Consider the following 24,342-nt stretch of genomic DNA (forward strand, 5'->3'; position numbering starts at 1 on the left):
AAACCCATAAATCCAGCTTATAGTGGCACCGACGAGCCTTGAGTCACGCCAAGGCAGCCGATATAACCCCCGCAAGGGGATCTTCCGATCCTTGCTTATATCGCGGCGGGGTTATTCGCGATTGTCCGAATACGCTGCGCTATTCTAACCTACGGGCTGAATAATTAAATGCAAAAGTTGTTATAGCGTTGTTTCATGTTTCTTTTCATTTTCATATTTTCTAAAAATTGCCGAATTTCGTTGACCATCAGTTATATTAGAGCCAGTCAAACGCGCTTGAGTTAGATCGCTACCAGTCAGTTTAGCATCTTGTAAATTTGCATTTGTAAAATCAACTCCCCCAAGATCTGAGTGGGTAAGGTCTGCATTCTCAAGATTAGCTTCAATGAAAAATGAGCCCTTAAAGTCAGCGCCATTAAGGCGAGCATTTCTTAAATTTGCTCGAGAAAGTAGTGAATTATGAAGCTTGGCATCTGTTAAATGTGCTTCAGTTAAATCGGAGCCCTCTAAGTTTGCTTTACTTAAGTCTGCCATTTGGAAGTTCACATTCCTTAGGCTGGTATTATTCTGGTTATGTATAGCTGGAGTTAATGTTGTTAATTGTGCATCAATGAGGATGGCGTTATTCAAGCTTGCATCATCAAGAATTGCGCCATTAAAACAAGCACCTTGTAAATTTGCCTTATCTAAGTTTGCTCCTTGCAAGTTGGCTCCTCGCAAACTTGCCCCTTGAAGATTAGCTCTTTTTAGATTTGCTCCTTTTAAGTTGGCTTCATCCAAGTTTGCCCCTTGAAGGTTAGCTCCTTCCAAATTTAAATGATTAAATGATGCTTTCTGTAAATCACTGAGTTCTAAAGATGCATATTTTAAATTGAAGTTTGTTAGTTGATTTTTATCTAAAAGCTTGAATCCTGTTAATAAATATCCATTTTTTTCATTGAAGAATAATCCTACTTTGTATTGATTTACAGTTTTAATGAATTTAAGAATATTGTCAGTCTTATTAAATGGGTCTCCTTTATCGGTAAGAATACCAAGTTCAACGCCATAAACGATCAGAAACTCTCTAATGCTTAAATGCGAGAATCTAAATTCACCGTATGAGTTTCTATTTAGTAGTGAGTTTGTACCAATATCTATATGGTCGATCCCCTCAATGACTCGCTCAGCGGGATCATTTAATAAAATAATATGAGATTCACGATGACATAATTGCTGGATATGCTTTAAAGCTACAGTATGAGTGCCTTGTCGCTGCATCGTTTCAGCTAACCAGACACAGGCTTTAAGCAAGTCCTCCTTATTAAGGCGCTTATTGTGATGTGTTCTTAACTTGATGACTTCACGATTTAACCATGTGTCTACTAAACCTTTATATAATTCATACTCGGTTGCTCCCTGTCGATGACTTTCCAACAAGGTTTCTATATGTGACAATAAAAAAGGTCTGAATTGAAGTGAGCCTATGTTTTTTATCGATTGTTTAGCGTCATGTAATTTTGGGTTTTTAAATTCATTAAATATGAATTTAAAATTTCTGGGGTAACGCTTTTCCAAATATGCATCAACCTGTTCATCTGTAAATAAAGAAAGATAAACTAACGGACAATCATAATTATTGAAAGATATCTTACCCATAGTATTGAATGCAGACTCTGCCGTTTCAGGAAAAAACTGTGTGCGGCAAGTAATTATAACACGGTAAAAACAACTAGTTGCTTCAAGTATCCTAGTTAATCGATTAATTGTACCACCTTGCTTGCACTGAGTATCTTCATCCAACGAATCCAATAAGAGAACAGTTTGAGTTTTGTTTTCTATTTGACTAATATCATTTAAGGTTGTGCGTCCTAATTTAAGCAGTTTACATTGGTAAGTTTTTGGCCAGAAAGCCATTAAATGGCTAAGCTTAATCATCATCAACAAGGACGTTTTCCCCATACCAGCATCAGCGAGGATAAACATCTGACTAGCGCCATCTCTAGTTAATATATCTCGATTAAAAAATTTGTTTATAGTTTCAAAAACACCAGCTCTTATTGATGATATGGTTTCATCCTCAAGCTCATCTGCAGGGTTAACCTGTTGACAGTCAGGTTGAATATAAAACTTAGCAAGTTCTTTACAATCGCCAAAAACATCATTAATTCTAATTAATTCGCTATTTCTGGCGTCAATGTTGTTTTTTAATACGCTAGTTAAAGCCTTTAATAGTTTAGTCGCCACTTTTGTAGAAATAAAGCTAGTTGTTTCCATGGTACCCCAAGGGTTGCTAAGGATAAAATTCAGATAAATATAAATGTATGATGTAATGAAAAATAATTTTTTCTATTTAAGTCATCATATGGAGGGTGTACTAAGTAGTTAATAACGTACTCCATATAAGAAAATTTATTTCGTATGTTGGGCTAAACATCGTAGGTCGGTGCTGAATGAAGTGAAGTCGAAGGTTTACCGCGAAATGTATGGGGAAATGTGTTTTACCGATCGACTCAATCCATGTTTATCCCTCTCTGGTTGAGCTAATCGTGCTTGTCTGTTGGGTTTCGCTACGCTCTGCGCCAACCTGCAAAAACCACGCTACCGCCCCTGAATTTCAGCCTACAGTCTGCTGCTTCTTACCTGCGATATGGTGCTGGTCTGACTCATGGCTGACTCCTGCGAGAGGTTGCCAAGCGGCTATGTTACCGAACGGGGCTTGGGTGAAAAGCGCAAGCGGGCCATTTCCTGAGCAAGATCAACAAACTAATTAGTAACGGGCGGCGATATAAGCGTTTAACAGCGCTGGTAATCAGCGAAGGGGGAAATCGGACGGCGAAAGCGGGAGTGTCGCCAGCTTGTTGGCGGGCCTTAAAAAACCAAATGGGCCTGCTGGCCCATTTGGTTTTTCTGCGGCGATTGTTTGTGTGGTGGTTATCTGGCTTGGCGTACCGGGACGGCGCGGGCAGACGCGACTTCGTAGCGGCTTTGGGTGGCCGGGGCCCCTTTCTGGAACTGGCGTACCAGACGGTTGAGGTCGCTCAACTGGGTGACCAGCTGGGTGATGCCGTGTACGGCGTGCTGGCTGCCGACGCTGGAGTCATCGGCCAGAGTCTTGATGCTGAGCACGTTGCGGTTGATCTCGGCGGTGACGTGGGACTGCTCTTGCACCGCTTGGGCAATCTGGCTGCTGCCGGAGGCGACCTGTTGCAGCATATTGTTGATTTGCTGCAGGATGGTACCAGTGACCGATGCCTTCTGTTGGCAGCTCTCAGCCAGCTGACAGCCTTTCTCCATCGCCTGCTCTGCCTCGCCCGAGCTGTTTTGCAGTTCGGTGATCATCTTCTGGATCTCGCTGGTAGAGGATTGGGTCTTGATGGCGAGGGAGCGAATTTCGTCGGCAACCACCGAGAAGCCGCGGCCCGCTTCGCCAGCACGGGCGGCTTCGATGGCGGCATTGAGGGCCAGCAGGTTGGTCTGGTTGGCAATGTTGTTGATGACATCGAGGATGCCGTCGATATCGCGGCAGTGGCCCACCAGCGCGCTAATGACGCTTCTTGAGGTAGTCAGTTCACTGTTCATGCCAGCCACTGCGGCAATTGTCTCTGTGACGCTGCTGTTGCCGTTTTTGAACAGGCCGGCGGTCTCGTCCAGCAGGCTGGAGGAGTCGCTGGAGCTTTGCGATACCTCGCGGATTGACTCGGACATCTCGGTCACGGCGGTCGCTACCTGATTGGTCTCGGCCTGTTGCTGCTGCAGGTTGTCGGTGATGGACTCGGCATTGCGCAGATCACCCTCGGCGGCCTGCAGGATCCGGCTGCAGGTCTGCTGGGTGCGAGCCAGCACGGCATTGAACTCGGCCTGGTTCATCACCATCGAGAGCTCGATGGCGGCGATGTTGTCCACCTTGTTGGTGTAGAGCAGTTGCATCAGCGGGTTGTCAAAGCGGCTGCGGGCCATTTTGTGAAGTTTGCCAAGGCGACGGGAGAGGGCATTGAGGGTGATGGCGGCAAGCGCGAGAGGAATAGCGGCCAGCCCCAGTTGCCAGTTCATATCGTGGTTGTAACCCAGCGCAAACATCGCGGCCAGACTCAACAGCAGGCAGAGGTTGATGGTCAGGGTATGGGAGAAGGTGGGCAACTTGAGCGCCAGCGGCAGCTTGTTGTTGCGAAGGTCAGCATAAACCTTCTCGGCCCGCTGTTTGATCTCTTCACTCGGTGCGGTGCGCACCGACTGGTACTCGACGACCCGGCCATTGCCATCCTTGATGGGAGTGACGAAGGCACTGACCCAGTAGTGGTCGCCGTTTTTGCAGCGATTTTTCACTGGCCCCATCCAGCTTTTACCCTCCTTGATATGGCTCCAGAGATCGGCGAAAGCTTGTTTTGGCATATCTGGATGGCGGACCAGATTGTGATGTTCCCCAACCAATTCATCCAGTGTGAATCCTGCAATCTCGCAGAACTCGTCGTTGGCGTAAGTGATGCGACTTTCCAGATCAGTGGTGGAGATGAGGCTCTGGTGATCCGGATAGAGGCGCTCGCGCTGGGTAACCGGTTGATTGACTCTCATGGCGTTGCTCCCTAACTATGGTGGCTAAAGTTTGATCTACCTCAAAACTCATTGCAAAGGATAGGCCAGGAGTTTTTTGTTATTGATTTGTGTGTCACTAGTGGCGGAGTTGTTCTATATGAGGCCTTTGCATTTGCAATCTGCAATGGATCTTGAGATGAGCTCCCATACAATCTGTGCAGTTTGCGACTCATTTTGGGTTTCTTATGGACCATGATGGTTGCGCGGGGCTGCGATTGCCCCGCTACGGGATCAGGGGAGGGGGTCTGTCGGCGCCGGGGATGTCTCTGGAGTTGGCTGCTGTATTTCGATCTGGATGCCCTGGATCAGTACGGTTTTCAAATCTTGCAGATACTCCTCCAGTGGCGGCTCTTGCAGCAATTGCGCGAGTTCGTTGCCTACCGGCGTGAGGCGGTAATAGAGCAGAGTGATGTTGTTCTGTTTGCACTGCAGGCGCCAGCGTTGGTTGCCAAATTCCAGCTCGACCCCGTCGGCAGGCAGGGGGCCGGATTCCAGCTCTCCTCTGTGCAGCAGCCCCAGTTCGAATAACTGGAGCAGGGCGTTGTAGGGCAGGCGATATTTGCCAAGGCCAAGCCGAGTGGCTTTGGCTCGGCTCAGCAGCGTGGCGCCCTTGTGCTGCCCCAGTAACAGCCGTTGGTCGTCGTTGCCCGCATAGTGGCAGGTGAGGGAGCAGATGCGCTGAAACAGCTGGGCTTCGCGCTGGGTCATCTCCTTGAGAGTGGAGAGCGCCCGGATGGAGAAACGGCCCGGAGTGGCAACCTCCAGGGCGAAGATCCGTCCCCACAACTGCTGCATCGGCACCATGCTGATATCTTCTGCCAGTTGCAGGAAGCGGGTCAGCCAGTCGCTATCCATTTCGCCGCCTGCCGCGGTCTCTTCGCAGTGGCGGGAGGCCATCACCATGATGGCTTCCAGATTGCGCTGGCGTGCGGCTTGATCAGCCAGATGGCGAAAAGTAGCGCGCTGTTCGAAAGTGCTGTCGGTATTGCGGATGAGCATGCCGTCGATGCCGCGACTGCGGGCCAGACGCAGGGTCTGCTCCTGGCTGCTTAAGATCGAACTCTCTTTCTTGGGGGGGGGCAGATCGGCCATGCTGACTCCATTAGCACAGGTTCAGGAGGTGAATGTTACTCCAACCCTGAATTCAAGATAACAAAGCGGCCTCCGTGGAGGCCGCTTTTTTTGCGAAGTGTGCGTTACTCTTCGTAGACCGTTATCTCGGCTGCATCCATGGAGTAGGAGGCCGTCGCCATCTCGTGGCTGGAGCTGACGGTGTGCATCTTGCCCTTGACCCAGATGGCATCCCACAGGTCATCCACTGGCGCCCCTTTGGGATAGCTTACATAGACCACCTGATTGGTAGGGGGAGGCGGGACGTGAATGCAGGCGCCAAAGTAGGGCACCAGCAGGAAGGCGGTGATCTTCTTGGCATCCCCCTCCAGTGGTACCACAAAGCCAGGCAGCCGCACATCTTGCTGATCCAGCTTCTTGTTAACGCCCCCCACAGGTTGTGGCACGGAGGCGAGATTCCCTTCGTGGCTCACCTGCGGAGGGGGCAGCAGTTTTTCTCCCTGCGGGATAAGTACATCCCAGTCGATAGTCTTGTAATCGGCGGCCATGGCAGGCAACACCAGCAGGCTGGCTAGCAGCGCTACTATTTTCCACTTCATTATCTGTCCTTATGTTTGTAATAGGAGGTGTTTCGTTAGACGCGAATGCTCATGCCATCGCTCAGGCTGTAGCGGTAAGCGCGGGCAGCAGGAAGCAGGCCGATGACCATGCCCGCCAGCCACACCACGCCCAGCAACTGCCACTCGTAGCTGCTCGGCAGTCCCAGACTTAATTGCAGGCCATAGTGGCTGAGCAGCCAGGGAGTGGCAAGCCCTTGTCCCAGGTAGAGCACGGCGATCCCAAGGGCAATGCCGATGGTGGTGAGCGCCATCGCTTCCAGTGCCAGCAGCAGGAAAAGATGGGAGGGGCCAGCGCCGAGAGAGCGCAGGATGGCAAGTTCGCGGCGCCGTTCGTTAAGCCCTGCCAGCAGAGTGGTCAGCATGCCGATAAGGCCTGCCACCACCACGAAGCCGGCGATGACCGAGAGGGCGGTTTCCGCCACGCTCATCAGGCTCCACAGTTCCTGCAGCGCGGCGCCGGGCAGGATCGCCATCAGCGGCTCTTTGGGATAGGTATTGACGCTACGCTGCAACTGGAACGCCAGGATCCGGTTACTCAAGCCCACCATAAAGGCGGTGATGGTTTTCGGGGTGAGATCCTGTTCCAGCGCCTGTTCCGGGGTGACGTTCTTGCTGTGGCGACCGGTATCCCAGCCCAGATGGATTGCCTCGATCCCGGCCAGCGGCACATGGATGGTGCGATCGATAGGGGTAGCGGTTGGCGCCAGGATCCCCACCACCTTGAACGGCAGGTTGTCGTGCTGACTGAAGGAGGTGTTGCCGGCTCCGTGGGCGATGACGATGGACTGGCCAAGGTGATAGCCGAGCTTCTCGGCCACCTGAGCCCCGAGTACCGCCTCAAACGGCGTTTCGAACGGGCGTCCCTCGCGCAGTTGTAGTGGCTGCTGCTGGCCGTACTTCAGATGGGTGAAGTAGTCGCCATTGGTGCCGAGTACCCGAAACCCCTTGTGGGAGTCCCCGAGCGAGAGGGGGATGGTCCAGGCAATGCCGGGTTTCTGTTTGATGGCTTGATAGGAGTCCCACCCCACGTTGTTGGTGGGGTTACCGATGCGAAATACCGAGTAGAGCAGCAGATTCACCTGACCGGAGCGGGCTCCGACGATGAGATCGGTGCCGGAGACGGTATTGGAGAAGCTTTCACGCGCCTGGGTGCGTACCCGTTCAACCCCGAGCAGCAGGGTAACGCTGATGGCAACAGCCAGCAGGGTGAGCCCGGCGGTAAGGCGGCGGGCCCAAAGACTTTGCAGGGCAAGTTTTAGCATGAGGCCCTCCGGTTGAGCAGATGCAGATTTTCGACCCGCGGGAACAGGGGTTCGAGGTAGGGGTCGTGGCTGACGAAGATCAGGGTCGAGCCTTGCTTGTCACACTCTTCGAATAGCAGCTTGATAAAAGCGGCCCGGTTATCGGTATCGAGAGCCGAGGTGGGTTCATCCGCGATGACCAGTGGCGGCGAGCCGATCAGGGCACGTGCTGCTGCGACCCGTTGCTGCTGGCCGATGCTGAGGGCGTGAACCGGCCGGTGCAGTGCCTCGTCCGGCAGTTGCAACTCGGTGAGCAGGCGGTGCGCCTCCTGCTCGGGGTTGCCCTGTAGGCGAGCCCGTTTCTCGGGAGAGAAGGTGAGGGCGGCGGTGACATTGTCCTGCACAGATAAAAATGGCAGCAGATTGAACTGCTGGAAGATATAACCCAGATTGGCCGCCCGGAAGTGGTCACGGGCACGGCCAGAGAGCTGGGCCAATGGTTGGCCCAGCACCTCCAGGGTGCCGTGGTTGGCGGTCTGGATCCCGGCCAGCAACCCGAGCAGGGTCGATTTGCCGGAGCCCGACGGGCCCTTGATAAAGACTCGCTCACCCTCGGTGATAGTGAGGGCGGGCAGATCGAGTACAGCCTCATGACCCGGCCAGGCAAAGGCCAGATCGCGGATTTCAACCACGGCTTTTTTCATGGTGTTACCAGCTCAGTTTGTTGGCAGAGGGGGTCAGTTCAGCCGCAGTCTGGCCGGTGGGCAGGATCCCCTGCACGCTCAGCTTCTCGAGGGTTGGATAGAGGCTGAACAGAGTGACCTCCAGCCCGGTGAGTTTTGCGGGGGTCTCGCAGGTGTAGGTATACATGGCCCCCATATCTGCATGGTGGTGCTCCTCGTGAGCGCTGTCAGCCTTGTCATGGTCATGGTCATGGTCATGGTCATGGTCATGGTCATGGTCGTGCTCTTCTTTGGCGATTTGCAGCTCTTGCTGAGTCAGCTTGCAGCCAGCAGCCGGATCAAGTTGGAACAAGGCCTCTGGCTGTTTGAGGCGGGCAACCGCCTTGGCATATTGCGCCTTCTCCTCATCGCTCTTGGCGGCGTGCTCAAAGCCCACCAGATCGGCGGCTGGCGCCTGCAACTCCATCATCAGCTGGTTGCCATCGACCACCAGATTGAGGTGACCATGACCATGCTCGTGGGCGCCGTGACTGTGGCTTTCGTGTTCATCGTGATTTGCGTGCGCAGCAAAGGTGGCCGCGGCCAGCAACAGAGTAACTGCTTTCATCTTTAATCCTTGTTGACAAAAAATTGAGAATTTAAACAAAGGGATAGAGGAAAGCGGGGCTCGGTGGTGCACGGATGGCATAACTGTGGAGGGCCGCCGAGTTGGCCGATAGTTGCATGGTTGCAACAAGTGGCGTATCGACTGTTTTATCAGCGTAACAATAGGGCGCAGGGGAGAGCGCTTGCTTGCCATCCAGATGGAGGGCGCAGACCTGGCAGTGATGGTCGTCATGCCCAGGCAGGGCGGATTCAAGCTGATGCTGGGCGAGCAGGGGTTGCAACCACAACCAGCCCAGCAGCACGATCCAGATTTTCAGCTTGATACGACTCATAGACCCTTATGGAAAGGGCGCCATCAGCGCCCTTGCTCTCTGATTCAGAGATGGGACTTGATGAGCCCCATCACGGTTGCGATGTTGTTGGCATCGAGCTGGCCATCTTTGGCAAACAGCACCTTGCCCTCTTTGTCCACCAGGATGATGGCCGAGCTTTCCGGCGCCAGATCCCAGGCATTGCGTGCCATTCCCTTGGCATCCAGCACGATGGCGGACCAGGGGAACTCTTTCTTGCTGTCCTCGGCACTGCTCTTCACAAAACCGGAGGTGCCCCAGATGGCGTCATTGCTGTTGATGATGGTGACAGTCTGGTACTTGTCATGGGGCAGCTTGGCTGCCTTGATCGCCTCGATCATCGGGGCGTTCAGCTCCTTGGCACTGGAGCGGCCCGCAATATGCTGGATCATGAACACCTTGCCGGTGAGCGACTGGGTCTGCCATGGCTGGTAGCCGATATCCTTGCCATTCAAGACCAGCTCGCCTTTGTCACTGATATTGACCAGTGGAACCGGGTTTGCGTCCTTGATGTTGTGAGCAAAAGCCAGACATGGCAACAGCGCCAAAGTAAGTACGAGATGTTTCATCCTGATGACACTCCATTTGTTATGTTATAACGAGTTTTGGATTGAGGGAATGGGTGAGCTTCATCCTAAACTGATCGGATCTGTTTAAGAAGTGTTAAATAAGATCACAACTCACAAGTATTGGCGCCCCGCTAGCCAGGAAGCTGGCTGGCAGGGGCGGTTAGAATGGCATGAGATCGATAAAAATCAATGAATTGGCGGCTGGTCTGAGGTGTGGCGATCAGTAGAGAGACTCGCTGATGAGGGGAATTTTAGCCATGGTCATTTGCTGCACCAGCAAAGGAGAGCCGGTTAGCAGCACATGGCGCTGATTGTTGATCACCACGGTATCGCCCTGAAGGCCGCTATCGGCGGTGATGGCGAGCCAGGCAGGGGAGACGCTGCCGATGCTGATGTTCGGATAGATGATGCTGAGCACATACTGCGGGGCTAGTTCGGCCAGCAGGCTGGCCATCAGCAGCGCCTTCTCGTCGCTATCGGCCTTGTTATCTTGCAGAACCTGCAGCGGCAGGGCGAAATGATCCAGTTGTTCCGGTCGGGTTGGAATGGCATTTAGCCACTGTTGCAGCAGGCTGACGCTGGTCGCCAGATCCTTGGCTGCAAACTGGCGGGCCAGTGGTTTGAGGGCCTCCTTGTTGTGATAGAAGAGCTGGGAGTAATCGGGGCGGACACAAGGCAGCTTGCGATTGGCCGGATGAATGCAGGGCACCACTCTCATCTGGTAGAAGGCGTCATCCTGATACTGCTGATAGGCTTGCCAGAACAGCAGCGACTCCATGCTGTTGTCATGCAGGGTGAAGGCCTGCTCCAGATTGCGAAACTTGGTGGCAGTCTCCGGGCTGTTCTGGTTGATGAGGGTGATGCTGTTGTAGAGGCGCGGGCTGATATAGGCGTAGAGCGTTTCCAGCGGATTGCTGAGGGAGGCATCGAGCAGGCTCATTTCGTGGCGGCTGGCGGCCATCACCTGATCGTTGGTGGCCAGCTGAAAGTGCTGGTGCTGGCCGTCAGGCGATTGCCACTGCCAGCTCATAGTGATTTCGCTGGCGTGAGTGCTGACACAGAGGCTCAGGCTGAGCAACAGACCTGTTATCAACTTCATGGTGATGCTTCCTGCCGGGGACAATAATTAACAACTAGGTGAGCTTGTGCCGGTTTGGTGAAGTTTCGTTTTGTGATGCGGATAACAGATTGATGTGACTTTAAATTTAATTGTGAAATTAAGTCACAAGGGAGGTGATATGAGGTGTTGGATCCTATTGCTATGGGGGCTGCTGAGTCTGCCAGTCAGCGCAGGGCAAGTGATTGTCAGCAAGGGTGGGTCAGGGATTGATGCCTTTGCCCTGCGGGATCAGCTGGCTCGGGAGCATGAGTGGCAGGAGTGGTTGCGTTTCCAGCAGGCCATCAAGTGGCTGGAGGTGCTGCCGGTCAATTGCGAACTGGTGAGCCAGAAGGAAGGGGGATATCGCTGCGGGAGCGACTACTATCGCCCTTACCAGCAACAAGATGGTCGTGAAATATATATTCAGGGCGATCCTGCTGGCGAAACGCCCCAAAATTTGCCGCGACAACCCACTGAAAAGGCGCCATAAGGCGCCTTTTTTATCTGCAGGTTGCGCTTACTTGGCAGCGTAACGCTCGGCAGAAGTTTTGATCTCGGCTTCGGCAGCGGCCTTGTCGCCCCAACCTTCAACCTTGACCCATTTGCCTGCTTCCAGCTCTTTGTAGCGCTCGAAGAAGTGCTGGATTTGTGCTTTCAGCAGTTCCGGCAGATCGTTCACATCCTGGATGTGGTCGTACTGCTTGGTCAGCTTGGAGTGCGGCACGGCCACAATCTTGGCATCTTCACCAGATTCGTCGGTCATCTTCAGCACGCCTACCGGGCGGCAGCGGATGACGGAGCCCGCCAGCAGCGGGTAAGGGGTCGGAACCAGTACGTCGACGGGGTCACCATCCAGAGAGAGGGTCGCGTTCACGTAGCCGTAGTTGCACGGGTAGAACATCGGGGTAGACATGAAGCGATCGACGAAAATTGCGCCGCTATCCTTGTCGACTTCGTATTTGATCGGGTCGGCATTTTGCGGGATTTCGATGATGACGTAGATATCGTCGGGCAGGCTTTTGCCAGCCGGTACCAGGTTCAGGCTCATGATATTTCCTTCGTTGTTAGTATCGGGTTTGCAGGCCGATATTATAGCGATGTGATGTTAAATGACCATATTTCAGCGGGCATCGCAGCCAAAGAAGGGGCGATGTTGATGGTTTGGGGTGGTTTGATGTGCGGCAGATGCAACATTCTGCAGGATCAGATGCCACATCAGCGGCTTTGGTCGCCGATATGGCATCTCTGTGCGACTCAAAGTGAGTAGGGGAGCCTCGACTCGTTGACCAGCCGGGAGAGGGCTGCTACTACGTGGGGGTCAAACTGGGTACCTGAACGGGACTGGATATACTCCATGGTCTGTTCCAGCGTCCAGGGCTCCTTGTAGGGGCGTTTGCTCAGCAGGGCATCGAATACATCGACCACCGCCACGATACGTGCCGACAACGGGATTTGCTGGCCTGCCAGCTGTTCCGGGTAGCCCTTGCCATCGAAGTGTTCGTGGTGACCGCGGGCTATTTCCGCTCCCAGCGACAGGTAACTGGTCCCCTCTACCATCTCGCCCGCCTTGTGCAGGATATTGGCACCAATACCGGCGTGTTGCTCCATGATGACCCGCTCTTCCGGATCGAAGCGCCCCGGTTTGTGCAGGATATGGTCGGGAGTGCCCACCTTGCCCACATCGTGCAGGATGGAGGCCATACCGATCATCTCGACAAACTCCGGGGTCAGCTGCTCGGGGTAGACCGTCATCTGCTTCAGCTCTTCCACCAAGGCATCTGAGAGTTTCTGCACTCGCAAGACGTGCTCACCGGTGTCGGAATCGCGGAACTCGGCCAGCGCTGCCAGCGCTACGACGGTGGCCTCCTGGGCCCGTAGCAGTTGGTTGTAAAGGTAGAGGTTGTCGTAGGCGGCAGAGATCCGTTGACAGAAGACATCCAGCAGATCGCACTCAAGGGGGTCTAATGGTTGGGTCGGACTGAAGCTAAGGACAAATTCACGGCCATTCTGGGCGGCGATATAGAGGGAGTCCTGTGGGTGTTCAAAGCGGTTGCTGCGAGCCGCCAGTGCTTTCATCACCGAGTCGTTGAGAGAGGGGAAGTCACTGATTTTTCCCTCTTCCAGTAGCGTCTCGTAGTCGCCGGTGGCCGCCAGGATCTCCAGTCTGTTTTCACCGGGGCGGCGTTCGGCGCAGATGGCACCTTCGGTGCCAACGTCCAGGATCGCACTGATCTGCTTGAGTACGCCGGAGGCAAACTCCCTGAGCGAATGGAGATGGTAGAGATCTCCCGCGCCTTCCAGGATCTTGCCCAGGCCTTGACGACTCTTGTCGATGGCACTGAGGGTTTCGTAAGAGCGCAGGGAGGCGATAACGGTAGTAAAGAGTTTTTGAACCGTCAGCTCGGTTTTGGTCTTGTAGTCGTTGATGTCGTAATCGAGGATCACCCGCTGCTCGGGGGCCTGACCGGGTTGGCCGGTACGCAGCACAATGCGCACCAGTGTGTTGTGCATGTCGTTGCGGATCTTGTGAACCAGCCGCAAACCGGCATCTTCCGTCTCCATCACCACATCCAGCAGGATCAGGGCAATCTTTGGATTGGCTTCCAGCATGATGGCGGCTTCGGTGCCGCTATAAGCGTTGAGCAGCTCGAGAGGGCGGGATTTGTACTGAATATTGGAGAGGGCTAATCGGGTGGCATGATGAATGTCGGGTTCATCATCCACGATCAGTACCTGCCATGGGTTGAGTGCCTTGGGGACAACGATTTCCTCGTCATCGAGTTCGATGATGTCGTCATCCAGCCAAATATCGTCCTTCTCTTGGGCACCGCTCATATCGGTTACGCCTCCGGCGTTCAATGAGTATGTAAACAGTATGCACGATGATGCCAGATAGGCGCATCAGGATAAATGCAGATCGTGAGCTGGCACCGCCTCTTTATCTCTACTCGAAAGGTTCCAGATACCCCTGGATCGACTTCTTCAGCCAGGCCAACACCTTGCCGTGATAGGCGTTTTCAGCGAGATAGACGCCATAGTCCCGCCACTGCAGGCTGAACTTGTGCTTCAGGGTCAGCAGCGAACCCTGCCTTAGCTGGCTCTGGATCAGTGGTGAGGGGAGCACCGCCCAGCCCAGCCCATCCAGCACCGCGTTGCGCATCAGTTCGAAACTGGAGAGTCCGATGTGCTTGTCGCCGACGGGCAGTAGACTTTTTACTGAATATTCATCCACATAAGAAAGCGTGATCTGGGTATGGTCGGTCAGGTCTTGCTGTACAACCCGTTTCAGCGCCGCGAGGGGATGGCTGGGGGCGACCACCATCAGGGTGCGGATCGGGTTGAGCAGATCGATGTTGAGACCGCTACGTTCCTGATCCTCGGTGATAAGGCCGAAAGCTGCATCGACAAACCCCTCCTCAACCAGCGCGGGCAGCTCGGGAGGGGAGGTGAGCACCAACGAGATGCTGGTGCCGGGAAACTGGCTGTGCAGCCCCGCCAGCATCTCGCGCCACACCTGCTCGGGTATGGCGTCATCGCGGGCGATCCGCAGTGCCACCTCGGCGCCCGAGGCGTAATGCTCGCACTTGAGTTGCAGGCTGTTGGCGGCCTGCAGCAGGCGGGTACAGTCATCCAGCACCAGCTCGCCGATCTCGGTCAGTCGACTCTGGTTGGCACCGCGTTCAAAAAGTTCGACGCCAAGCTCGACTTCCAGTGCCGCAATGGCGGTACTGACTGCACTGCGACTTTTGCCAAGACGGCGGGCCGTGCTGGCGATGGAGCCGTTATTTGCCGATTCGACAAACAGTTCTATCTGATAAAGCTTCATGGTTTACGGCATATGACACAGAAATCCCACCTTCACCTTACCTTGCCGCTGACTGACAAGGCAAACAGGTAGCGTCGAAGTTATCGACGCTCAGCGACTCCCGCCAGAGAGATGGGCCGAGCTACCATCTCTCTCGTCGCAGCAACAGAAGGAAGTTTTATGTTATTCAGCCGCATGCTTTTAGCTCGAATATTTTTGACGGGGGCCATCGTGAGCGAGGTAGTTGGCACCTCGAGTATGGCGATGATCCCCGAGAACGATGCCGGATGGCTCAACTACCTGCCGATGTGGGTGCTGATTTCGCTCTCATATCTGCTACTGGCCAAAGCCGCCAAAACAATCTCCATTGGTATTGCCTTTGCGTTGTGGGAGGGGCTGGGGATCGCACTGATCACTGTCGTCTCCGTGCTGTTCCTCGACTACAACCTGAGTGCTCAGGAGTTGATCGGCTTGGCGCTGGCGATAGTGGGTATTGTTATGGTGACCATGGGGGAGTGTCACGATGACCTGACAAGTGCTCACGATGACACCCGCAATGGCGAGGAGGTTGTATGCACCCGTTAATCATCGTTTTTGGCGCAGCTCTGCTGGATATCGGCGCCAACATGGCGATCAACCGCTCGGCCGGCTTTCGCTACAAGATGTGGGGTTTCCTCGGCATCCTGCTGGTGCTAATGGCCTTTACCCTGCTCTCCGAGGCGGTCAGCGGTGGCAAGATCGACCTGGCCGTGGCCTACGCGATCTGGGGTGCCATCGGTATTCTCGGTACTGCGCTGGGTGGCTTGCTCATCTTCCGCGAGCGCCTCAAGCCGATTGGCTGGGCTGGCATGATGGTGATGGCACTGGCTGTCGCCATGCTGACCACCGCCTGATAAAACGCCAGCAATAAATAAAAAAGCCGCCCGGTTCGCCGGGCGGCTTTTTGTTTGGTTGACGCAGACTCAGCGCGGCGCTTCGTAGAGCTCCAGCGGCAGGCCGTCGGGGTCAGCGAAGAAGGTAAAGCGCTTGCCGGTCAGCTCATCCACCCGTACCGGCTCCACATCGACTCGATGGGCATGCAGATGGGCGATGACGCGATCGAGATCGCGCACCCGAAAGGCCAAATGACGCAGGCCGCATCCCTCTGGCGTAGAGGGTCGGCTGGGGGTGATGGGGAAGCTGAACAGCTCCAGCTGGCTGCCATCCGGCAGGGCCAGATCCAGTTTCCACGACTGGCGCGCTTCGCGCAGGGTTTCCGCAATGATGGGGAGCCCCAGCACCTCGTGATAGAAATGACGCGAGCGCGAGTAATTGCTGGCGATGATTGCCACATGGTGAATCGCCTCAAACAACGGCTGGTTCATGATGACTCCTCGTAAGCGGGAAGGGGAGATGGGCTGCCTGCGCTGCCCGTCTCACACGGTTAGTTGAAGAATCCGCCGAACCAGTCGTCCAGCGCGCTGCGCGGCGAGCTGCTGCCACCGCAACTGGTCGGGGAGCCCATGGTCGACACCTTGGCCGGCACCTGCAGACTGCCCGGGCAGTCGCTGGCCACTCGGGTGCCGCTGGCGCGGGAGAAGTTGGCCCAGCTGACCCCTTCCGGGATCTTCAGATTCAGGCTGTTGACGCCACGCTGGCTCATATAGCCGGTAAAGAGCTGCAGGGCGCCGCTGGCACCGGTGAGACCCGCTGGCGTGTTGTCATCGCGTCCCACCCAGATGCTGACCAGCTCGTTGTTGTCGAGCCCGGTAAACCAGGAGTCGCGCAGCTCGTTGGTGGTGCCGGTCTTGGCCGCCATGGTGGCACCGGGGAACTTGGCGCCCAGCGAGCGCGCCGTTCCCTGGCTTACCGTCTTGGTCATGGCGAACAGGGTGAGCCAGCTTGCCTGACTGTCGGTGACCCGTGTGGCAGTCTGATCATGCTGAAAGAGCAGAGTGCCATCCCCTTTGACCACGGCGCGGATTGCCGACAGCGGTTGGGTCAGCCCCTGATTGGCGATGGGCAGGTACATCTGGTTGACCTCCATCGGCGAGAGCGCCACCGCCCCCAGCACCAGCGACGGATAGGGCTGGATCTCCTGTTGGACACCCAGCTTGTGCAGGGTATCGACCACCTTCTCCAGCCCCACTTGCAGACCCAGATTGACGGTCGGCACGTTGAGCGAGCTGGCCAGCGCATCCATCAGCGGTACGCTCTGGCGGAACTTGCGATCGTAGTTTTGCGGCGTCCAGACCTGACCATCCTGACCGCGAATGCGGATCGGCTGATCTTTGAGCGGGGTCGCCAGGGTCAGACCATTGGAGAGACCGGTGAGGTAGACCGCTGGTTTCACCAGTGAACCGATCTGGCGGCGGGCATCCAGCGCCCGGTTGAAACCGGCGTAGCGGGGATCGCGACCACCCACCAGTGCGACTACTTCGCCCTTATGCCAGTCGGAGACCACCATGGCCGCCTCCAGCTTTTTCTTGCCGCGCAGTTTTTCGATATCGGCGAGGCCAGATTCGACCGCCCGCTCGGCGGCATGCTGGGCGATGGGATCCAGGCTGGTGAAGATCTTGAGGCCGGACTGCTTGAGCAGATCGGCGCCGAAACGGTTCTGGATCTCCCGTTTGAGCAGCCCCATAAAGGCAGGGGTGCGACCATAGCTCATCTGGCCGCGAGCGATGATGCCAAGGGGCTGACGGCTGGCCAGCTCATACTCGGCCTGGGTCAGGCTGCCGTGATCCATCAGCAGTTTCAGCACCAGATCACGGCGCACCTTGGCCCGATCGGGGAAGCGCCAGGGGTCGTAATAGGAGGGGCCCTTCACCAGCCCTACCAGCAGGGCGACTTGATCGATATCCAGCTCGTTGACCGGAATACCGAAGTAGAAGTAGGAGGCGAGCCCGAAGCCGTAGACCCCCTGGGAGAAGTTCTGCCCCAGATAGACTTCGTTGATATAGGACTCGAGGATCTCGTCCTTGCTGTAGCGATAGTCGATCAGCACTGCCATGTAAGCTTCCTGCAGTTTGCGCCACAGGCTGCGCTCACGGGTCAGGAAGAAGTTTTTGGCCAGCTGCTGGGTGAGGGTACTGCCCCCCTGCACGGTGCGACCCGCGATCAGGTTGGCGAACATGGCCCGCATGATGGCGACTGGCGAGACCCCACCATGCTGGTAGAAGTCGCGATCTTCGGTAGTGAGCAGGGTCACCAGCAGACTGTCGGGCACCTCGGCGATGCGCACCAGCAGGCGATCTTCCCGATCCTCGGTATTGAGGCGATCGAGCAGCACCGGGTCCATCTGGGCGTAACCGAGCTGGCGCTGGTTCTCCAGCGACTGGATCCCCTCGAGGCGCGGGCCGTTGAAGGTGAGGCGCAGGCCGCGGGCGCCATCGGCCCCGTCGTAGAATTCGAACGGGCGGCGGATCAGCTCGATACGGTTGCCGTTGATGGTGTATTCACCCGGCGTATGGGGTTGGCGTACCTGCTTGTAGCTCAGCATGTTGAGCTCGCGCAGCATCTGATCCCGCGACAGGCGCTGGCTGGGGTAGAGTTCCAGCGGGCGGCTATAGACCATCACCGGCAGTTGCCACTTCTCGCCATCGAAGCGTTCGCGCACCTTGGTATCCAGATAGATGCCAAACACCACCATAAAGGCCGCCACCACCAGCGAGAGCTTGAAGCCAAGCCAGAACAGCTTGCGCCAGATGGTGCGCTTGGGTGGCGCTTTCTTGGGGGCGCGCTTGCGTCGTTGGGTTGCCATGGATCCTCTTTACCTGTTCGTCATTATTCGTTGTGTTGCCATCGTGGCGTAATCATTATCGGGTCCGCCAGAGCGGTAGGTTCGATTAGCTGCGCAGCGGCGTAATCGAACGATCTCGGCCGATTATTCATCAAATGGTCGGTGAGATTTCGTTCATCGAACCTACAGCCCCATCTTCTTCTTGGTGACCCTGGTCGGCATCGCCTCCAGCGGGTTGTCCGGCCAGTAGTGGCGGGGATAGCGCCCCTTCATCTCTTTTTTCACCTGCTCGTAGGAGCCAGCCCAGAAAGCGGCCAGATCGGCGGTGATCTGCAGTGGCCGCTGAGCGGGGGAGAGCAGCTCTACCACCAGCGCTACCCGGCCATCGGCCACGCAGGGGGTCGAGCCTTGCCCGAACATCTCCTGAATGCGCACCGGGATTACTGGCGCCTGCCCCGGCTGATAGCGGATCCGTACCCGGCTGCCAGTCGGTGCCGCAAAGTGACTCGGCAGCGCCTCGTCCAGCCGCTTGGGTAGCGGCCAGGGCAGGGATTGACGCAGGATGTCGCTTATATTGAGCTTTTTTAACTGCTCCAGTCGAGTCATACCGCTCACTGCGGGTAGCAACCACTGTTCGAGCGTGGCCAGCAGGTTTTCCTCGTCCATGGCGGGCCACCCCTCATCGGGCAGCCAGTCGCCGGCGCAGCGCAGACGGGCCAGCAGCCCTTCGCTGCTCTCGTCCCACGGCAGCACATGCAGCCCCTTGCGGCGGATGCCTTGCAGCAGGCAGCGTCCTTTCTGCTCATCCGAGAGTTCAGTCAGCGGGCGCTGGCTTAGCACCAGCTCGCCGATAACCTGCTGGCGTTCGGCCCGTACCCGCTCTTCCCGCTCATCCCAGTCGAACCACTGCCGTTCGCTCACCAGCTCCGGCAGCAGGCGTACCAGCTCATCCAGATCGATCGGTTCGGCGATAAAGATGCGGCTGCCGCGATCGTTCTGGCCCATCTCGATGGCAATGAGCGCCCCTTGTCCCTGACAGGGATGACCCTCTACCAGATCGCAGCTCACCCCACCGCTGAGCTGGTAACGGCTGCCGCTGCGCAGTTTGCCGATGCGATCCGGCCAGGCGAGGGCGCAGAGTAGCCCCAACCACTGACCCTGAGCATTGGCAGGGCGCAGGCCGAGTCGTTCGAACCAGCGTGCAGCCCCCTGACGCAGGGCGCTTTGACGGCGATGGAACAGCACGGCGAGGCGCTCCGATCCTCGCAGATCTTCTTCCTGCAGCGCCACCAGATATGCGGCATCGGCGACAATCCCTGTCAGACCTTCAGCTTCCAGCTCGCGGGCGCGCAGCAGCATGCGGGCGAGGCGAGGGTGGGTACCGAAGGCGGCCATGGCGCGGCCAGCGGGAGTGAGTTGTTGCTCACCCTCCGGTTTCATGGCGCCAAGGGCCACCAGCAGCCGCTGGGCGCTCGCCACCGCTGCGGCGGGGGGCATGTCCAGCAGCGGCAGATCTTCCACCTTTGCCCCCCACTGGGCGGCGTCCAGCAGCAGGCCGGTCAGCTCCTGAGTGAGGATGTCGGGCGGACTCTGCTCGGCGAGCCGCTCCTGCACTTCACTGCTCCAGAGCCGGTAGCAGACGCCGGGGCCGAGGCGACCGGCACGGCCCGCCCGCTGGGTAGCGGAGGATTTGGCTATCTGGCGGGTCTCCAGCCGGGTGACGCCGCTTTTCAGATCGAACGAGGCGCGCCGCTCCAGCCCGCTGTCGATCACCACCGAGATCCCCTCGATGGTGAGGGAGGTCTCCGCCACATTGGTGGTGAGCACCAGCTTACGGCGGCCCGCAGGCGCCGGTTCGATGGCTGCCTGCTGGGCAGCCATGTCGAGGCGCCCGTAGAGTGGGGCGAGGGTCACATCATCCGGCAACCGTCCTTCCAGCCACTGTGCCAGCCGCTCGATCTCTCCCTGTCCCGGCAGAAAGACCAGCAGACTGCCAGCGTGGGCGGCCAGCGCCTCCAGCACCACAGCGCCGACCTGCGGCTCCAGCCACTGCTGGCGATTGGCGGGGCGGTAGTGATAGTCGATGGGAAAACCGCGTCCTTCAGAGCGGATCACCGGCGCATCTGGCAGCAAGGTCTCAAGCGCCATGCCATCCAGGGTGGCTGACATCACCAGCAGCTTGAGGTCATCGCGCAGCCCTTGCTGACTCTCGATGGCGAAGGCCTGCGCGGTATCGGCGTGCAGACTGCGTTCATGGAACTCATCGAAGATCACCAGCGAGACGCCGGTTAGCTCGGGATCCTGCTGCAACATCCGGGTCAGCACCCCTTCGGTGACGATTTCGAGCCGGGTCGCGGAGCTGATGCGGCTTTCGCCGCGTACTCGCAAGCCAATCCGCTCACCCACTTTCTCCCCCAGCTGGCGCGCCAGAAAGCTGGCGATATTGCGTGCTGCCAGTCGTCTTGGCTCCAGCATGATGATGCGGCCGGGCAGCCGGTTTTGGCGCACCAGCTCCAGCGGCAGCAGGGTCGATTTGCCCGCGCCGGGGGGCGCCTGCAGGATCACGCTGGGGTGGCGGTCGATGGCGGCAAAGAGTTCGGGCAGTACCGAAACGATGGGGAGCTGGGACAAAGCGATGAGCACCTTCTGTAGCAACCGGTAAAACGGCGCCCATTCTGCCACAGCCACCCGCGCCACCGTGAGTGGATGTGACGTGATGACCACTCGCGCGGGAGGGCGGCGAGACATGGCCCGATGGCTGCCATAGAATGGGCTCATCCAATGAGCGTGAAAAAGGCATTATCACCACATGGCCAAACTCTTCTTTGCCCTGCCCGTCAAGGAGCTCGCCCCCGAGCTCATCAGCTGGCGCGATCAGCGCCCCTGGCCCGGTCAGCCGGTACCGCAAGCCAACCTTCACCTGACCCTCGCCTTCCTCGGTGAAGCGGACGAGCTGACCACCCGCCGCCTGATCGCCGCCGTAGAGCGCCAGCACTGCCCGCCGCTTGCCATCAGGCTGGATGAGACCGGCTGGTTCAGCCGGGCCAAGGCTGCCTGGATTGGCCCGAAGGAGTGGCCCAACGAGCTGAACGTATTGGCTCGGGCGTTGCGCCGCCACGGTGAGAAGCTGCGCCTTGGCAATGGCGAGCAGGGTTATCGCCCCCACGTTACCTTGTCACGCAAGGCGGGCGAGGCACCGACGCTCCTGCCAGCTCCCGATTTCCTGCTGCAGGCCGATCAGTTCTGCCTCTATCAATCCATCTCGACCCCGGACGGGGTACGCTATGAGCCGCTTGCCTGCTGGCCGCTGCGGGCAAGAAGCAAAGAGGGATTGGATAATGAAGAGCAACGGAGGGTGAACCCGTGATATTCGATCCCCCCCTGCAATCCGGGCAGCTGGTATCCCGCTACAAGCGTTTTTTGACCGATGTACAGCTTGATAACGGCGAGGTGATCACCATCCACTGTGCCAATACCGGTGCCATGACCGGCTGCGCCGATCCGGGCACCCGGGTCTGGTACTCCACCTCCGACAACCCCAAGCGCAAGCTGCCCAATAGCTGGGAGATTGCCGAAAGTCCGGCGGGCCACTTTATCTGCGTCAACACGGCGCGTGCCAACCAGATCGCCCGCGAGTTGATCGAGCAGGAGGCCATCGCCCCGCTGGCGGGTTACCGCCGTTTGCGGACCGAGGTGAAATATGGCGAAGAGAACAGCCGCATCGATCTGCTGCTGGAAGATGACGAAAAGGGTAGTTGTTACATCGAAGTAAAATCGGTGACCCTGCTCGACGAACGTGAGCAACCGGGCATGGGCTACTTTCCTGATGCCGTAACTGCCCGTGGTGCCAAGCATTTACGGGAATTGATGGCCATGAAAGCGGCGGGTCACCGAGCCGTGTTGCTATTTATGGTGTTGCACTCCGGAATCAGCCGGATGCGCCCTGCAACCCATATAGATCCGCACTATAGTCTGCTAATTGAGCAGTCAATTGCGGCGGGGGTTGAAATTTTATGCTATCGGCCCCATGTTGGGGTACAAGGCATGGTGGCCCAAGGATTTATCCCGTTTGAATCTGGTCACCTGTTACCCGAGGGGAGTTCATAAATATTGGAGTGGGTAACATTATTGGTACGGCTTGTTTGCTTACCCGTTACCCTTCTGCTATAGATGTCGCCCTCAATTTATGGATGGCACGGGTAGCGTGCTGAATTAGGAGACAGGGCATGCCAACAGGCGAAAACAGGAAATCTCTGGGCCCCCTGGCCATTGCGGGTGTTGCGCCTTACCAGGAAAAGCCGGGTGAGGAGTACATGAATGACCAACAGAAGGTGCATTTTCGCAAGATCCTGGGTGCCTGGCGCAACCAACTGATGCAGGAAGTTGATCGTACCGTTGATCACATGAAAGACGAGGCTGCCAACTTCCCGGATCCCGTGGATCGTGCCGCGCAAGAAGAAGAGTTTGCTCTTGAATTGCGTACCCGCGACCGTGAACGCAAGCTGATCAAGAAGATCGAGAAGACTTTGCAGCTGCTGGAAGAGGATGATTTCGGTTACTGCGAGCACTGCGGTATCGAAATTGGTATCCGTCGTCTGGAAGCCCGTCCGACCGCCGACCTCTGTGTCGACTGCAAGACGCTGGCCGAGATCAAGGAAAAACAGATGGCCGGTTGATTCCGACCCTCTGACAGATAAAAAAGGGAGCTTGCAGGCTCCCTTTTTTATTGAGCTTTTGGGCGGGTCGTCCCAAAATGCGCCTCACTGAACTGCTTATCCGAACCGTCATGGCTGTGAATACCCCTTCCTCCCCCCAAATTCGCCCCTATGTGGGCCGCTTTGCGCCGTCCCCTTCCGGCCCGCTGCACTTTGGCTCGCTGATTGCGGCCCTTGGCAGCTTTTTGCAGGCCAGAGCGCAGCAGGGGCGCTGGCTGGTGCGCATCGAGGATATCGATCCGCCGCGGGAGATGGCGGGGGCGGCTGACCTTATCCTCAAAACCCTTGAGGTATACGGTCTTGAGTGGGATGGCGAGGTGATGTTCCAGAGTGCGCGCCACGGCCGCTATGACGAGATCATCGAGCAGCTCTATCGGGCGGGCGATCTCTACTGGTGCCGCTGCACCCGGCGCGAAATCATGGCGAGCGGCGGCTTTTACAACGGCCACTGCCGCACGCTGGGGCTCGCGGCTGAAGGTTGTGCCGCTCGCTTGCGCCAGCACCATCCGGTCTACCACTTCGATGACCAGCTGCAGGGCCATATCGCGGTACCGGCGGCGCTCGCCGAGGAGGATTTCATCATCCGCCGTCGCGACGGGCTCTACGCCTACAACCTGGCGGTGGTGGTGGATGATATGGACAGCGGCATCACCGAGATAGTGCGCGGCGCCGATCTGCTCGAACCCACGGTGCGCCAGATTGCCCTCTACCAGACGCTGGGGGCTGCGGTGCCCGACTGGGTGCATCTGCCGCTGGCGGTGCAGGCTGATGGCAACAAGCTCTCCAAGCAGAATCATGCGCCAGCGCTGGCACTCGATGAGGTGCGTCCGGCCCTGTGGCAGGCGCTGCACTTTCTCGGCCAGTGCCCGCCGCCCGAGCTGCTGGCAAGCCGGATCGACGAGATCATCGGCTGGGGCATCGCCAACTGGCAGCTGGCCCGGGTGCCCGCCAGCGAGAAGATCCCGTTGGTTGCCAGCTAAATCTGGCAGCCAAAGCAAGGTGAAGTGCTGCGCGCGTCGGCTTGAGCGGATCGGGCGAAGGCTCTTTGAGAGCAAAAAGAGATCACAATGGTCGCTGCGCAGCGGATCCAGTTCGGTATAAGGTGTAATTGGGTCATTTCCCGAAAAGTCATAAATTAAATTTATAGTGGCGGGGTTGGCACCCTAGCCGCCTTGTTGTTGTGCCGACAGGCGCTAAAAGGGCAATGGCCGGTTTGATTGCAGTGAATGGCCGCGATTTTTTACGGCCAAGTCGATTCAAGCGGGATCAATTGCTGTCACGGTTTTTCAT

23 protein-coding genes are annotated in these 24,342 nt (G+C 56.9%); 7 read left to right on the top strand and 16 right to left on the bottom strand.

Annotated features, from left to right (window positions below):
• Positions 1-180: 180 nt before the first annotated feature.
• The 10 genes from ACE1BR_RS01755 to ACE1BR_RS01800 all read right to left on the bottom strand — a co-directional run bounded on the left by ACE1BR_RS01755 (position 181) and on the right by ACE1BR_RS01800 (position 10,811).
• Positions 181-2,256: a pentapeptide repeat-containing protein gene (locus ACE1BR_RS01755; RefSeq protein ID WP_374867060.1), complete on the bottom strand. Its 2,076-nt coding sequence runs from the start codon at positions 2,254-2,256 to the stop codon at positions 181-183.
• 657 nt (positions 2,257-2,913) lie between these two features.
• Positions 2,914-4,551, bottom strand: coding sequence for a PAS domain-containing methyl-accepting chemotaxis protein (locus tag ACE1BR_RS01760; protein ID WP_374867062.1), 1,638 nt, complete (start codon positions 4,549-4,551; stop codon positions 2,914-2,916).
• Between the two features lie 252 nt (positions 4,552-4,803).
• On the bottom strand, positions 4,804-5,664 hold the full coding sequence (locus ACE1BR_RS01765; protein ID WP_374867064.1) for a TIGR03899 family protein: 861 nt from the start codon (positions 5,662-5,664) through the stop codon (positions 4,804-4,806).
• A 104-nt stretch (positions 5,665-5,768) separates the two neighbouring features.
• Positions 5,769-6,242, bottom strand: a complete 474-nt coding sequence (locus ACE1BR_RS01770; RefSeq protein WP_374867066.1) for a DUF3299 domain-containing protein — start codon at positions 6,240-6,242, stop codon at positions 5,769-5,771.
• 35 nt (positions 6,243-6,277) lie between these two features.
• Positions 6,278-7,525 (bottom strand): ABC transporter permease, encoded by a 1,248-nt coding sequence (locus tag ACE1BR_RS01775; RefSeq protein WP_374867068.1) that lies wholly within the window; start codon positions 7,523-7,525, stop codon positions 6,278-6,280.
• Positions 7,519-8,208, bottom strand: a complete 690-nt coding sequence (locus ACE1BR_RS01780; protein WP_374867070.1) for an ABC transporter ATP-binding protein — start codon at positions 8,206-8,208, stop codon at positions 7,519-7,521. The genes ACE1BR_RS01775 and ACE1BR_RS01780 overlap by 7 nt, the downstream gene beginning before the upstream one ends.
• Positions 8,209-8,212: 4 nt before the next feature.
• Positions 8,213-8,794 (bottom strand): DUF2796 domain-containing protein, encoded by a 582-nt coding sequence (locus tag ACE1BR_RS01785; protein WP_374867072.1) that lies wholly within the window; start codon positions 8,792-8,794, stop codon positions 8,213-8,215.
• A 31-nt stretch (positions 8,795-8,825) separates the two neighbouring features.
• Positions 8,826-9,125, bottom strand: coding sequence for a hypothetical protein (locus ACE1BR_RS01790; protein WP_374867074.1), 300 nt, complete (start codon positions 9,123-9,125; stop codon positions 8,826-8,828).
• A gap of 44 nt (positions 9,126-9,169) precedes the next feature.
• Entirely contained in the window at positions 9,170-9,712 is a 543-nt protein-coding gene (locus tag ACE1BR_RS01795) for a YtfJ family protein (RefSeq protein WP_374867076.1), read from the bottom strand.
• Positions 9,713-9,932: 220 nt separating this feature from the next.
• Entirely contained in the window at positions 9,933-10,811 is an 879-nt protein-coding gene (locus ACE1BR_RS01800) for a hypothetical protein (protein ID WP_374867078.1), read from the bottom strand.
• 139 nt (positions 10,812-10,950) lie between these two features.
• Between ACE1BR_RS01800 and ACE1BR_RS01805 the strand changes: the two genes are divergently transcribed.
• Positions 10,951-11,301 carry a hypothetical protein gene (locus ACE1BR_RS01805; protein WP_374867080.1) on the top strand — a complete coding sequence of 117 codons (351 nt, stop codon included), beginning with the start codon at positions 10,951-10,953 and terminating at the stop codon, positions 11,299-11,301.
• Positions 11,302-11,328: 27 nt separating this feature from the next.
• Here ACE1BR_RS01805 and ppa read toward each other — a convergent pair whose 3' ends face one another.
• The 3 genes from ppa to ACE1BR_RS01820 form a co-directional block, all read right to left on the bottom strand.
• On the bottom strand, positions 11,329-11,859 hold the full coding sequence (gene ppa, locus ACE1BR_RS01810) for an inorganic diphosphatase (RefSeq protein ID WP_005335667.1): 531 nt from the start codon (positions 11,857-11,859) through the stop codon (positions 11,329-11,331).
• Positions 11,860-12,065: 206 nt separating this feature from the next.
• A complete protein-coding gene (locus ACE1BR_RS01815) occupies positions 12,066-13,646 on the bottom strand; it encodes a DUF3369 domain-containing protein (protein WP_374867082.1) in 1,581 nt (526 codons plus the stop codon).
• Positions 13,647-13,755: 109 nt separating this feature from the next.
• On the bottom strand, positions 13,756-14,637 hold the full coding sequence (locus tag ACE1BR_RS01820; protein ID WP_374867084.1) for a LysR family transcriptional regulator: 882 nt from the start codon (positions 14,635-14,637) through the stop codon (positions 13,756-13,758).
• 159 nt (positions 14,638-14,796) lie between these two features.
• Here ACE1BR_RS01820 and ACE1BR_RS01825 point away from each other — a divergent pair, with 159 nt between their 5' ends.
• Both ACE1BR_RS01825 and ACE1BR_RS01830 read left to right on the top strand, forming a co-directional pair.
• Positions 14,797-15,201: an SMR family transporter gene (locus tag ACE1BR_RS01825; protein WP_374867086.1), complete on the top strand. Its 405-nt coding sequence runs from the start codon at positions 14,797-14,799 to the stop codon at positions 15,199-15,201.
• Positions 15,189-15,509: an SMR family transporter gene (locus tag ACE1BR_RS01830; protein WP_374867089.1), complete on the top strand. Its 321-nt coding sequence runs from the start codon at positions 15,189-15,191 to the stop codon at positions 15,507-15,509. Before ACE1BR_RS01825 ends, ACE1BR_RS01830 begins: the two co-directional genes overlap by 13 nt.
• Before the next feature lie 69 nt (positions 15,510-15,578).
• On the opposite strand, the gene ACE1BR_RS01835 is transcribed toward ACE1BR_RS01830, so the two are convergent.
• The 3 genes from ACE1BR_RS01835 to hrpB form a co-directional block, all read right to left on the bottom strand.
• Entirely contained in the window at positions 15,579-15,980 is a 402-nt protein-coding gene (locus ACE1BR_RS01835; protein WP_374867092.1) for a VOC family protein, read from the bottom strand.
• 59 nt (positions 15,981-16,039) lie between these two features.
• Positions 16,040-18,358 (bottom strand): penicillin-binding protein 1B, encoded by a 2,319-nt coding sequence (mrcB, locus tag ACE1BR_RS01840; protein ID WP_374867095.1) that lies wholly within the window; start codon positions 18,356-18,358, stop codon positions 16,040-16,042.
• 162 nt (positions 18,359-18,520) lie between these two features.
• Entirely contained in the window at positions 18,521-20,968 is a 2,448-nt protein-coding gene (hrpB, locus tag ACE1BR_RS01845; protein WP_374867234.1) for an ATP-dependent helicase HrpB, read from the bottom strand.
• 178 nt (positions 20,969-21,146) lie between these two features.
• Between hrpB and thpR the strand changes: the two genes are divergently transcribed.
• From thpR to gluQRS, 4 genes are all read left to right on the top strand, one after another.
• Positions 21,147-21,704 (top strand): RNA 2',3'-cyclic phosphodiesterase, encoded by a 558-nt coding sequence (gene thpR / locus ACE1BR_RS01850; protein ID WP_374867098.1) that lies wholly within the window; start codon positions 21,147-21,149, stop codon positions 21,702-21,704.
• Positions 21,701-22,444: a DNA/RNA nuclease SfsA gene (sfsA, locus tag ACE1BR_RS01855; RefSeq protein WP_374867101.1), complete on the top strand. Its 744-nt coding sequence runs from the start codon at positions 21,701-21,703 to the stop codon at positions 22,442-22,444. Before thpR ends, sfsA begins: the two co-directional genes overlap by 4 nt.
• Before the next feature lie 119 nt (positions 22,445-22,563).
• Complete coding sequence (gene dksA / locus ACE1BR_RS01860; protein WP_374867104.1) at positions 22,564-23,013, top strand: RNA polymerase-binding protein DksA; 450 nt, start codon at positions 22,564-22,566, stop codon at positions 23,011-23,013.
• A 110-nt stretch (positions 23,014-23,123) separates the two neighbouring features.
• Entirely contained in the window at positions 23,124-24,032 is a 909-nt protein-coding gene (gluQRS, locus tag ACE1BR_RS01865) for a tRNA glutamyl-Q(34) synthetase GluQRS (protein ID WP_374867236.1), read from the top strand.
• The last annotated feature ends 310 nt before the right edge of the window (positions 24,033-24,342 follow it).

The sequence above is a fragment of the Aeromonas sp. MdU4 genome, assembly GCF_041929505.1.
Classification (GTDB): Bacteria; Pseudomonadota; Gammaproteobacteria; order Enterobacterales; family Aeromonadaceae; genus Aeromonas.